The sequence below is a fragment of the Bradyrhizobium sp. USDA 3240 genome (assembly GCF_054063295.1).
In genome coordinates this window covers 8,498,725-8,511,058 of record NZ_JBSSGD010000002.1, presented here as the reverse complement: position 1 = coordinate 8,511,058, position 12,334 = coordinate 8,498,725, and the positions used below count along the sequence as shown (strand labels likewise).

General features: G+C 62.6%; 10 protein-coding genes and 1 pseudogene. 5 read left to right on the top strand and 6 right to left on the bottom strand.

Annotation, left to right across the window (positions count from 1 at the left end):
• Positions 1–5: 5 nt before the first annotated feature.
• The 3 genes and pseudogenes from sufC to ACVIGA_RS40575 form a co-directional block, all read right to left on the bottom strand.
• Positions 6–758 (bottom strand): Fe-S cluster assembly ATPase SufC, encoded by a 753-nt coding sequence (sufC, locus tag ACVIGA_RS40585; protein WP_223967850.1) that lies wholly within the window; start codon positions 756–758, stop codon positions 6–8.
• A gap of 59 nt (positions 759–817) precedes the next feature.
• Entirely contained in the window at positions 818–2,314 is a 1,497-nt protein-coding gene (gene sufB / locus ACVIGA_RS40580; RefSeq protein ID WP_223967851.1) for a Fe-S cluster assembly protein SufB, read from the bottom strand.
• 98 nt (positions 2,315–2,412) lie between these two features.
• A pseudogene (locus tag ACVIGA_RS40575) lies at positions 2,413–3,571 on the bottom strand (cysteine desulfurase family protein).
• 463 nt (positions 3,572–4,034) lie between these two features.
• On the opposite strand from ACVIGA_RS40575, the gene ACVIGA_RS40570 reads away from it, so the two are divergent.
• Positions 4,035–4,682 (top strand): alpha/beta hydrolase, encoded by a 648-nt coding sequence (locus ACVIGA_RS40570; protein ID WP_016843213.1) that lies wholly within the window; start codon positions 4,035–4,037, stop codon positions 4,680–4,682.
• Positions 4,683–4,776: 94 nt separating this feature from the next.
• Here the strand turns inward: ACVIGA_RS40570 and ACVIGA_RS40565 are convergent, their stop codons facing one another.
• The 3 genes from ACVIGA_RS40565 to ACVIGA_RS40555 form a co-directional block, all read right to left on the bottom strand.
• Positions 4,777–5,106: a DMT family transporter gene (locus ACVIGA_RS40565; protein ID WP_456670445.1), complete on the bottom strand. Its 330-nt coding sequence runs from the start codon at positions 5,104–5,106 to the stop codon at positions 4,777–4,779.
• Between the two features lie 3 nt (positions 5,107–5,109).
• Complete coding sequence (locus ACVIGA_RS40560; RefSeq protein ID WP_456670444.1) at positions 5,110–5,787, bottom strand: glutathione S-transferase family protein; 678 nt, start codon at positions 5,785–5,787, stop codon at positions 5,110–5,112.
• An 83-nt stretch (positions 5,788–5,870) separates the two neighbouring features.
• Complete coding sequence (locus tag ACVIGA_RS40555; protein ID WP_456670443.1) at positions 5,871–6,974, bottom strand: anhydro-N-acetylmuramic acid kinase; 1,104 nt, start codon at positions 6,972–6,974, stop codon at positions 5,871–5,873.
• A gap of 152 nt (positions 6,975–7,126) precedes the next feature.
• Between ACVIGA_RS40555 and tyrS the strand changes: the two genes are divergently transcribed.
• From tyrS to ACVIGA_RS40535, 4 genes are all read left to right on the top strand, one after another.
• The gene (gene tyrS, locus ACVIGA_RS40550) at positions 7,127–8,380 is read left to right on the top strand and encodes a tyrosine--tRNA ligase (RefSeq protein WP_456670442.1); all 1,254 of its coding nucleotides are present in this window, start codon (positions 7,127–7,129) and stop codon (positions 8,378–8,380) included.
• Between the two features lie 56 nt (positions 8,381–8,436).
• Positions 8,437–9,684 (top strand): MFS transporter, encoded by a 1,248-nt coding sequence (locus ACVIGA_RS40545; protein ID WP_456670441.1) that lies wholly within the window; start codon positions 8,437–8,439, stop codon positions 9,682–9,684.
• A 226-nt stretch (positions 9,685–9,910) separates the two neighbouring features.
• Entirely contained in the window at positions 9,911–11,227 is a 1,317-nt protein-coding gene (locus tag ACVIGA_RS40540) for a tyrosine-type recombinase/integrase (RefSeq protein WP_456670440.1), read from the top strand.
• A 205-nt stretch (positions 11,228–11,432) separates the two neighbouring features.
• A complete protein-coding gene (locus tag ACVIGA_RS40535; RefSeq protein ID WP_456670439.1) occupies positions 11,433–11,693 on the top strand; it encodes a helix-turn-helix transcriptional regulator in 261 nt (86 codons plus the stop codon).
• The last annotated feature ends 641 nt before the right edge of the window (positions 11,694–12,334 follow it).

Here is a 12,334-nt window from a genome sequence, read left to right as displayed (position 1 = left end):
ATTTATCAGGCAGCGTCTTCGAACTGCGCGTAACCGGACTCTTCCAGCTCCAGCGCCAGTTCCTTGCCGCCGCTCTTCACCACCCGACCCTTCGACATCACGTGCACGACGTCGGGCACGATGTAGTTGAGCAGCCGCTGATAGTGGGTGATGACGACCATCGCGCGCTCCGGCGAGCGCAGCGCGTTGACGCCGTCGGCCGCGATCCGCAGCGCGTCGATGTCGAGGCCGGAATCCATTTCGTCGAGGATGCAGACGGCCGGCTCGAACAGCGCCATCTGCAGAATCTCGTTGCGCTTCTTCTCGCCGCCCGAGAAGCCGACATTGACGCCGCGCTTCAGCATGTCCTGCGGGATGTTCAGCGACTTGGCGACCTCGCGGACCTTCCTGAGGAAGGCCGGCGACGAGATCTCGTCCTCGCCGCGCGCCTTGCGCTGGGCGTTGAGCGCCGCGTGCAGGAAATTCCAGGTGGTCACGCCGGGGATCTCCACCGGATACTGGAACGCCAGGAACACACCCTTGGCGGCGCGCTCATTGGGGGCCATCTCCAGCAGGTCCTCGCCCTTGAACAGGATCTGGCCGCCGGTGACTTCGTAGCCGGGCTTGCCGGCGATGACGTGGGAGAGCGTCGACTTGCCGGAGCCGTTCGGCCCCATGATCGCGTGCACCTCGCCCGGGTTCACCGTGAGCGACAGCCCGTGGAGGATCTCGCGCTCCTCGACACGAACCTGCAGATCTTTCACTTCAAGCAGAGACATCTGATTTTTCCTGAGCATCATCCGCAAGGCGCGTCGGCCGCGCCCTCAAGCGGGATGGATTAGCCAACCGAACCTTCAAGGCTGATCGAAATCAGCTTCTGCGCTTCCACCGCGAACTCCATCGGCAGTTGCTGCAGCACGTCCTTCACGAAGCCGTTGACGACGAGGCCGACGGCTTCTTCCTGCGAGAGCCCGCGCTGGATGCAGTAGAACAGCACGTCCTCGGAAATCTTCGACGTCGTCGCCTCATGCTCGAACGTCGCCGACGAGTTCTTGGCCTCGACATAAGGCACGGTGTGCGCGCCGCATTTGTCGCCGATCAGGAGCGAGTCGCAGGCGGTGTAGTTGCGCGCGCCGGTGGCTTTGCGGTGCGCGCTGACGAGCCCGCGATAGGTGTTCTGCGACCTGCCGGCGGCGATGCCCTTGGAGATGATCCGGCTCGACGTGTTCTTGCCGAGGTGGATCATCTTGGTGCCGCTATCGACCTGCTGGTAGCCGTTCGAGATCGCGATCGAGTAGAACTCGCCGCTCGAATTGTCGCCGCGCAGGATGCAGCTCGGATACTTCCAGGTGATCGCAGATCCCGTCTCGACCTGGGTCCAGGAGATCTTGGAGTTCTTGCCGCGGCAGTCGCCACGCTTGGTGACGAAGTTATAGATGCCGCCCTTGCCCTCGGAATTGCCGGGGTACCAGTTCTGCACCGTCGAATACTTGATCTCGGCGTCATCGAGCGTGACGAGCTCGACCACGGCGGCGTGCAGCTGGTTCTCGTCGCGCTGCGGCGCGGTGCAGCCTTCGAGATAGGAAACGTAGGAGCCCTTGTCGGCGATGATCAGCGTGCGCTCGAACTGGCCGGTGTTGCGCTCGTTGATGCGGAAATAGGTCGACAGCTCCATCGGGCAGCGCACGCCCGGCGGCACGTACACGAACGAGCCGTCGGAGAATACAGCCGAGTTCAACGTTGCGAAGTAGTTGTCCGAGGTCGGCACCACGGTGCCGAGATATTTCTGCACCAGCTCGGGATGCTCGCGGATCGCCTCCGAGATCGGCATGAAGATCACGCCGGCGGCCTTCAGCTCCTTCTGGAAGGTGGTCGCGACCGAAACCGAATCGAACACGGCGTCGACCGCGATCTTGCGGCTCGGCGACGGCGGTCCGCCGGGCGGCGGCTCGACGCCTTCGAGGATTGCGACCTCACGCAGCGGAATGCCCAGCTTCTCGTAGGTCTTGAGGATTTCCGGATCGATCTCGTCGATCGAGGACAGCGTCTTCTTCGGCTTCGGCGCCGAGTAATAGTAGATGTCCTGGTAGTCGATCTTGGGATAGTCGACACGCGCCCAGGTCGGCTCGGTCATGGTCAGCCAACGGCGATACGCCTCAAGGCGCCATTCCAGCATCCAGGCCGGTTCATTCTTCTTTGCGGAGATGAAGCGGACGGTATCTTCCGACAGCCCCTTCGGGGCCTTGTCGGACTCGATCTGAGTCTCAAACCCATATCGATACTGGTCGACGTCGATGCGCCGGACGCGCTCGACCGTCTCTTGTACAGCAGGCATTCAATCCTCCGCTCGCGGTTTCAAGGACCGCGGTGGATCTCTAGTTCAGAAAAATCGCTTACGATGCTTTGAACACGAAATCACTGGCTTAGAACAGTTCAAGCTGTGTTTCGTCGTTCCCCCTTAACTAGGGTATCGGCGAGCTTTCGCCAAGCCTTGAGGGTGAAATCCACGTCTGTCTCCGTGGTAGACCAGCCAAGACTGAGCCGCACCGCTCCCTGGGACACCTCTGAACGGTATCCCATTGCCTCCAGCACGTGAGACGGCTGGACCTTGCCCGACGAGCAGGCGGAACCGGAGGACACCGCGACCCCGGCCAGGTCGAAGCCGATAACCGCCGTCTCGGCCTTCATGCCGGGCGCGGTGAACAGGACGGTATTAGGTAACCGTTTCGCGTCATCGGAGAAGATCAGCACGTCCGGCGTCTGCCGCAACCCGTGCTCGAGCCGGTCGCGCAATCCCCCGACGCGGGCGGCGTCGGCCTTCAGCGCCACCATCGCGGCCTTCGCGGCCGCGCCAAAGCCTGCGATCCCAGCGACGTTCTCGGTCCCTGCCCGCCGCCCGAGCTCCTGGCCGCCGCCGCGCAGGAACGCCTCCAGTCCTTCAACGCCTTCGGCGAGCACCAGTGCGCCCGCGCCCTTCGGTCCACCGATCTTGTGCGCCGACAGCGTCACGAGATCGGCCTGGGTCGAGGCGAGATCGAACGAGATCTTTCCGAACGCCTGGATCGCATCGACGTGCAGCAGGCCACCGGCTGCGTGGACGATCTCGGCGACATCGGCCACCGGCTGAATGGCGCCGGTCTCGTTGTTCGCCAGCATCACCGAGACCAAAGCGGGTGGACCGTCGGCCAGCAGCGCTCGCAGATGGTTGAGATCGATCACCCCGGCGCGCGTGACATTGATCGCGAGGATCGCCTCACGCGCGAACCGCCCGCCCGCAAGGACGGACGCGTGCTCGATCGCGGACACCAACAGCCGCCCGATCGGCGCGCCCACACCGCGGCGCAATCCCGGCGTCAACGCGAGCGCATTGGCTTCGGTCCCGCCGGAGAGAAACACGACGTCCTGCGGCCGGCCGCCGACCGCCGTGGCCACCGCATTGCGGGCGTCCTCGACCAGCCGCCGCGCGCGGCGTCCCTCGCTGTGCACCGAGGACGGGTTGCCGCTCAATTCCCACGCAGAAGCCATCGCCGCCTTCGCCTCCTGGCGAAGCGGCGTGGGTGGCATTCCAGTCGAGATAGACGCGATCGGCCATCGAGCTTGTCCGCGGCAACCACCGTGGTTGCGGCCTTCCACTGCGACATAACGACAGTCGGGCAGCGAGACCAGATCAGAGTCACTGGCGCGAGAGATTTTTCACGCTCGCCGGGAGTCCCGTCGTGTTGCCAGGCAAGACGTCGGCCTGCGCACCGAGCGCGATAGCAATATGACAAATCAAAACTTCAGGTAGCCAGCGAACAAATCGACGCGTCGATCCGGATCGCCGCCGACGCGCCGGCTACGCGCGCGTCACGGCGCGGATTAGCCTCCGCCAAGCGGCACAATTTCCTTGATTTTTGCCCCTTGCGTCATGCTAGAAGGCCTTCCAGCGTGCCGCCCGGCGGTGCCTGCGCCCGATTTCATCATGAGCCGCTCTGCTCGCGCCCGTCGCCGAAGATGGCTCCAACCGGTTGATTGATCGACGTCAATCAAGGGAACGCGTCAATCAAGGGAACACAATGCCTGAAGTCATTTTCACCGGCCCTGCTGGCCGTCTCGAGGGCCGCTACCATCCGGCCAAGCAGAAGAACGCGCCGATTGCGATGATCTTGCATCCGCATCCGCAGTTCCACGGCACGATGAACCACCAGATCGTCTACCAGTGCTACTACGCGTTCGCGCATCGCGGCTTCTCGGTGCTGCGCTTCAACTTCCGTGGCGTCGGCCGCAGCCAGGGCTCGTTCGATCACGGCACCGGCGAGTTGTCCGACGCCGCGAGCGCGCTCGACTGGGCGCAGGCGATCAACCCGGAGGCGCGCGCCTGCTGGGTCGCCGGCTTCTCGTTCGGCGCATGGATCGGCATGCAGCTTTTGATGCGCCGTCCGGAGGTCGAGGGCTTCATCTCGATCGCGCCGCCCGCCAATCTCTACGACTTCTCGTTCCTCGCGCCCTGCCCGTCGTCGGGCCTGATCGTGCACGGCGACAAGGATGCCGTGGTGCCGCCCAAGGACGTCAATACGCTGGTCGAGAAGCTGAAGACGCAGAAGGGCATCGTGATCGACCAGCAGGTCATCCCCGGCGCCAACCATTTCTTCGACGGCAAGCTCGAGCCGCTGATGGAGACGGTGACCGGCTATCTCGACATGCGCCTCGCCAACGTGCGCTGACGCCGCCGACCTTGTAGCCCGCATGAGCGAAGCGACATGCGGGTCGCAACGGCGCAGACCCCGGATATCGCTTCGCTCATCCGGGCTACGGTCCCTACTCCGGCGCGAATTTCAGCGCAGCGATGCCGACCAGCACCAACGCAATCCCGGCCACTTTCATCGGGTTCACGGCTTCGTTGAACAACAGCACGCCCATGGTCAGCGTGCCGACCGCGCCGATGCCGGTCCACACCGTGTAGGCGACGCCGACGCCGAGCACCTGCAACGCGCGCCCGAGCAGGAACACGAACGCGGCGAGCAGCGCCAGCGAGACCAGCGTCCAGCCGAGCCGCGTATAGCCCTCGGCATATTTCATCGAGATGGCCCAGCCGACGTCGAGAAGACCGGCGACGACCAGCGCGATCCAGGCAATGGAGTGCGACATGGCTTAGGCGGCAAGCTTCAGCATGTGCGCGCGGTGGCCGACCAGGAACGCGTGCAGCAGCGCGGGATATTCAGGCGAAACCGCGCTGCGCACGCTCGGCCGCTGCGCCAGCGCACTGCGCCAGGCGCGAAGCTTTGGCGTGTGGGCGAAAACCGCCAGATCGGTCAGCTGATCGAACAGATCGAAATAGCGGAAGACCGGCGCGAACACCGCGTCCACCAGACTGAACCTGTCGCCCGCGAAGAACGGACCCGCGCCGAGCGCAGCCTCGACGCGCGCGAATTTTGCGGTGACCGCCTGCCGCTTGCTCTCGAAGGTCGCGGCATCGGTCGCGGTCTCGAGCCCCCAGAGATCGCCGAGAACGGCCGAGCCGAACTCCATCCAGGCGCGATGCTCGGCGCGGGTGAGCGCTTCCTGCGGATGCAGCTTGGCGCCGCCTTGCGTCTCCTCGATGTACTCGCAGATCACGTTGCTCTCGAACAGCGCGACCTCTCTGCCGTCGTCGCCGGTCACGACCAGCACCGGCACCTTGCCGAGCGGCGAGATCTTCAGGAACCAGTCCGGCTTGTTGGCGAGATCGATGTCGATCCGCTCGAACGGCACATCCTTCTCATGCAGCGCGATCACCGCGCGTTGCACATAGGGGCAGAGCTTGTGGCTAATCAGTTTCAGGGCGGCCATGACGAAACCTCGCGTTCAATGCAACCGCATCGAATTAAATGCAGCGGCATGGAACTGTCAAGGTAGATGCATTTGCATCTAAATCACGGTCGCGCGATGATGCCCCCGGTCATCGGGATCGGCACCCCCGTGGTGGCGGGGTAGCTCAGCGGCAGCCCCCTCATGCCGCGCGCGGCGAGGAAGCCGAAGGCCTGCGCCTCGATCGCGTCCGCGGCCCAGCCGAGCGCCTCGGCGGGCTCGACGGTTGCCGGTGCCAGGCGCTCGCGCAGCATCCGCATCATGGTGAGGTTGGAGGCGCCGCCGCCGCAGATGATCCAGCTCTTCGGGCGTTTCGGCAGCAGCGGCACCACGCGGGCGATCGCAGCCGCGGTGAAAGCGGTCAGCGTCGCCGCGCCATCGGCCGGCGCCACGGCACCGAGCTTCAGGCCGGAAAAGTCGTTGCGGTCGAGCGATTTCGGCGGCGGAACCGAGAAGAACGGCAGCTTGAGCGCCTGGGCGATCCAGGCTTCGTCCGGTTTGCCCAGCGCGGCGAACTTGCCGGCGGTATCGAACGGCTGATGCATCTGGCGGAACATGAAATCGTCGAGCAGCGCGTTGCCGGGCCCGGTGTCGCAGGCGATCAGCGTATCGGCACCGTCGATATAGGTGATGTTGGAGACGCCGCCGATATTGACCACGACGATCGGCCCCTCGCGGTTCAGCGATTGCGCCAACGCCCGATGGTAGACCGGCACGAGCGGTGCGCCCTGCCCACCGGCCTCGACGTCGGCGGCACGAAAATCATGCATCACCGGGATGTGGATCGCTTTGGCGAGCGCCAGGGCATCGCCGATCTGCACCGTCAACTTCCGCTCCGGGCGGTGCAGCACGGTCTGGCCATGGAACCCGACGATGTCGATGTCCTGGGCGGAGATCCGGGTCTGCGCCGTGAAGCTGGCGACCGCCTCGGCATGGGCTGTCGTGACGGCTTGCTCGGCCTGCCGCAGGATCCCCGGCCGGGCATCGCGCCGCGACAGATGAACGGCCTCGGTCAGCGCCTGGCGCAGCAGGCTGCGCTCGCCGTCGGTATAGGGTCGATAGCCCGTAGGTCCGAAGGCCTTGATCTGTCGGCCATCGGTCTCGATCAGTGCCACGTCGACCCCGTCGAGCGAGGTCCCGCTCATCAGACCGAGTGCCGTTAACATCATCTTGGAAGCGCCCCAGCCGGGAACCCCCGGCTTGTCTCAAACAAGTACATCCTATAATGCCACTGCGCGTCCGCCTGCGGCAGCCTCAAGCGTCAGGGTTCCGCAAATAGATGCAAAAACCGTAAAACAAGAATGATCTGGCTCGCCGACAAATGACTGCATTTAAATCGGATTTCCTGAACACTCTACAGGAACGCGGCTTCGTCCACCAGTGCTCCGATTTCGAGGGCCTCGACGCGCTTGCCACGAAGGGCGAGGCGACCGCCTATGTCGGCTACGACTGCACCGCGCCGTCGCTGCACATCGGCAACTTCCTCACCATGATGATGCTGTACTGGCTGCAACAGAGCGGCAACAAGCCGATAACATTGATGGGCGGCGGCACCACGATGGTCGGCGACCCCTCCGGCAAGGACGAGACGCGCGCGATGCGCACCGTCGCGGAGATTGAATCCAACAAGGCGAGCATCCGCGGCGTGTTCGCCAAGGTGCTGCGCTATGGCGACGGGCCTTCCGACGCCATCATGCTCGACAACGCCGAATGGCTGACCAAGCTGAACTGGATCGAGATGCTGCGCGACATCGGCCGGCACTTCTCGGTCAACCGCATGCTGACGATGGATTCGGTGCGGCTCCGGCTCGAGCGCGAGCAGGAGATGAGCTTCATCGAATTCAACTACATGGTCTGCCAGGCCTACGACTTCGTCGAGCTGTCGCGCCGTGCCGGCTGCCGGCTGCAGATGGGCGGCTCCGACCAGTGGGGCAACATCGTCAACGGCGTCGATCTCGGCCGCCGCATGGGCTCGCCGCAACTGTACGCGCTGACCACGCCGCTGCTGACCACCGCCTCCGGCGACAAGATGGGCAAGACCGCCAAGGGCGCGGTGTGGCTCAACGCCGACCAGTTCTCGCCGTACGACTTCTGGCAGTACTGGCGCAACGTCGAGGACGCCGACGTCGTCAAGTTCCTCAAGCTGTTCACGATCCTGCCGATGAGCGAGATCAACAAGCTTGCAGCGCTCGGCGGCAGCGAGATCAACGAAGCCAAGAAGGTGCTGGCGACCGAGGCAACTGCCCTGCTCCATGGCCGCGATGCGGCGAACGAGGCTGCCGAGACCGCGCGCCGCACCTTCGAGGAAGGCGCGCTGGCCGAAACCTTGCCGACGGTGGAAATTCCGCGCGGCGAATTCGAAGCCGGCGTCGGCGTGCTCGCCGCCTTCGTCAAGGCCGAGCTCGTCGCGTCCAACGGCGAAGCGCGCCGGCAGATCAAGGGCGGCGGCCTGCGCGTCAACGATGTTGCGGTCACCGATGAGAAGATGCTGTTGACGCCGGCCAATCTGACGCCGGAAGGTGTGGTCAAATTGTCGCTCGGCAAGAAGCGCCACGTCCTGCTGAGGCCTGCATAGGCGCATTCGTATTTGTCGGTTGCAGGGGGTGCCGAAAGCGCGCTCCCTCCTTTTCGATGGACCAGAACACGCCGCCGAACGACACGCTTGCAACGCCGGCGAAACAGTCGCGCGTCGCACTCAACGTGCTTGCGCTCTGCTTCGTGCTGTCGGTGCTCGGACGCGGCCTTAGCGACAGCTTCACGGTCTTTCTCAAACCGATCTCGGAAAATTTCGGCTGGGACCGCGCCTCGGTCGTGTCGGTCTATTCGCTGACCTGGCTCGCCAGCGGCCTCACCGCGCCCCTGGTCGGACGCCTGTTCGATCGCTCGGGTCCGCGCGTGGTCTACGCGCTCGGCCTGTCGCTGCTCGGTTGCGCATTCCTGATCGCCTCACGCGCGCAAACGCTCTGGCAATTCCAGCTCAGCGTCGGCCTCTGCGTCGGCTTCGGCACCGCGCTGATCGGCAACGTCTCGAACTCGATCCTGCTCGGCCGCTGGTTCGGACCAAGGCTGCCGACCGCGATGGCGGTGATGTATTCGGCGACTGGCGCCGGCCTCCTCGTTCTGCTGCCGCTGTCACAGGTGCTGATCGACCGGATCGGCTGGCGCGAGGCCTATCAGGTGTTCGGCGTCAGTGCGCTCTGCCTGCTTGTCCCGCTCGTCTTCCTGCCGTGGCGGCTGCTCGCCGGCGGATCGCCGCACATCGTCAGGAAGGCGCAAGCCGGCCTCGCCGAAGAAGGCTGGACGCTGCTGGCCGCGATGCGCCACCACGCCTTCTGGGCGCTGTTCTCCACCTTCTTCTTCACGGCGGTCGCGATGTATGCGCTGACGGCGCAGATCGTCGCCTACCTGATCGATGTCGGCTTCCCGCCGCTCCAGGCCGCCACCGCCTGGGGCTTCTCCGGCGTCGCGCTGTTCGTCGGCATGCTCGGCGTGTCCACGCTCGACGGCATCATCGGCCGCCGTCCCAGCGTGCTGTTCAGCTACGGCGTCTCGATCCTCGGCACCATCCTGCTCTGGCTGTTGCAGTGGTATCCGAACTACTGGCTGCTGACCGGCTTCATCATCTCCTTCGGCAGCATGATCGGCTCGCGCGGCCCGCTGATCACCGCGACCGCGCTGAAGATATTTCGGGGCGAGCGCGTCGGCACGATCTACGGCACCATCATGATCGGCAGTGGCCTCGGATCAGGGCTAGGCTCTTGGTTTGGCGGTGTTTTGCACGACTGGACCCACAGCTACAATCCGCTGATCGCCTTCGCGCTCGTCAACGTCGTGCTCGGCCTGATCCCGTTTTTGGTGGTACCGGCGCTGCGGCGCTGAAGAACGCTATCGGCTTCGTCGCACCCAAGCCAACCGTGCGCAACCGCGCTCAACATTGCACAAAGTCGCATTGTTTTTGGCATATAGATTGGTTATATTTGCGCCTGTGATGACCGTCGCATACTTCGCTGTATCCTAAAAATTAGCCCGATATCTCATTTTTTGGCATATAGGCGGTATTTGATAACCATCGCAAAGAACATCGCAATGACCATCAAGGTATTAAATGCCCAGAATAGCGAAGGAATTGACCGCTTTAGCGGTTTCTCGCCTCAAACATCCCGATCCGGACAACGGCGAATTCAACGCCTATTACGCGGTCGGAGGCGTCGCCGGGCTGATGCTCCAAATCACACCCAACGGCGGCCGATCATGGGTGCTGCGAACGACCGTCGCAACGAAGCGCCGAAACATGGGATTGGGCAGCTATCCCGAGGTCACCTTGGAAGCGGCGCGTAACGCGGCCCGCAACGCAAAGGCAAGCGTCCGTGACGGGCGCGATCCGATCATTGAACGGGGCGAAAAGAAAGCCGCGTTGGTCGCCGAACAGAAACGCGGAATGACGTTTACCGAAGCACTAGACGAATATCTGCCGACCAAGCTTGCATCTATCGGCAGCGAGAAAAACCGCAAAGCGCTTGAGGCGACAATCAACACATATGCCAAGCCTGAACTTGGCCGCATGTTGGTTGGCGCTATCACCGTGCAAGACATTCTGCGCGTCTTATCACCGATCTGGGACACCAAAACACAAACGGCCATGCGGCTACGCGCCGAAATCGAAAACGTGTTGGCATGGGCCACTGTTCACGGTCGCCGATCAGGCGATAATCCCGCGCGTTGGGACGGCAATCTAGCCTTGACGCTGCCGCGACCGTCCAAGGTTGTCGCAACGGCAAATCATCCGGCCATCGCATTGACCGACGCAACGCCATGGTTCGGAGCGCTGCGCGATCGGGACGGCACCGCAGCGCGAGCGCTGGAATTCATCGCCTTGAACGCATCCCGATCCGGCGAAGTTCGCGGAATGAAGCGATCGGAATACGACGCCAAGGCGAAGATTTGGACTGTCCCCGCAGCGCGCATGAAATCACGTAAAGAACACCGTATTCCGCTGAGCGACGAAGCGATTGCAATCATTGAAAAGCAACCGCATTCGGACGGCCGCGATTACGTGTTTGCATCACCATCTGGCGGGATGTTGACCGATGCCGCTATCAGCGCGGCGATGAAGCGGATGACCAAAGACGACGGCAAGCAATGGATCGATCCAAAGAATGGACGGCCCGCCGTTCCCCATGGCCTTCGGAGCACATTCCGTGATTGGGCAGGCGAGAAAACCACCTATCCCAACGAAATGGCTGAGCTGGCGTTGGCGCACACCGTTGGCGATAAAGTCGAGGCGGCTTATCGTCGCGGCGACATGATCGAAAAGCGCCGACACATGATGCAGGATTGGGCTAACTTCCTGCATGGCAACCGCGCGGCATCCGACAACGTAATCGACATGACCACCGCGACTAAGAGACGGGCAACGCACTAATGGGCATGGAAACCCTTTTTTTCATAGCGTTCATCGCGTGGCTCATTTACGAATTTCGCAAGTGACCATCGCGATAATCACAGCCAACAATTTGTAATCTGTCGGCCCGGTACGCTTCACGCGCTACCGGGCATATTCTTGCCATTATAGATGCGTCTTCCGGCTTAGCAGTGCGACCTAGCGCACGGCAATGAAAGGACGCCCGATGCTTTCCACCCGACTACTAGCAGCCATACTGCCCTCGCCGCTCAACCTGGCTGCATTCGCCAACAGCGAGCCACCCGGCCCAGAGAGGTTCATCACGGACAAACAGCTTGCGGGGCGTTGGGGCGTCGATCCATCGACCATCTGGCGCAATGCAAAGAAGTCGCCGACCTATCCGCAGCCGGTGAAGTTGTCGGCGCGTGTGACACGGTTTAGATTGAGCGATATTGAACGTCACGAAAGCCGCGCTAAGGACGCCTGATCACATGGGGATTTTCGCTCCGCTATCGCCTATTATCTTGACCTGAATGTCTTTGCATATGCAAAACCAATCCTCGCCAACGCCCGAAGAGCTAGCGAATACTCTTCGTGAATATACGAAACGCACGGCGATCATCAATGCACTGCTCGCCTTTGTGGGTTTAAGCGTGACTCTGTATGTCTACTTGAATTTTCCAATCCCCTCCCAAATCATCCGCCATGGACTCGATAAGTTTGGTAGACCGCTTGAGCCTGAGAGCTCAATATCCTACCTCTTCTCCATCCCATGCTTTCTGATTTGGCTTGTCGTGATGCCATGGTTTGGAGGCAAGCGAGCAGCCAGCATGACTGCTGATACGGCCGCCGTTCGAGCGCGGGAGATATCGCCTTCGATGGGTTCGGTAAGACCGATAGAACCATCCGCCGCATTCTATCAAGTGCTGTGTATCGGCCTAGTAGGCTCTCAAGTCCTCGTACTCAGCTTCACAATCTTCCGCGCCGTCTCAGTCGCGATCGGCAAGTTCTGACAGGCCGTTGCTGGCTACCATCCTCAGTGTATAGGTTTCCGTTGCTCTCATCGCACTGCGTTGATTGATGCGATGGTAGATGGGACCCGTTCACTGAAACGCGCGATCAATTTCA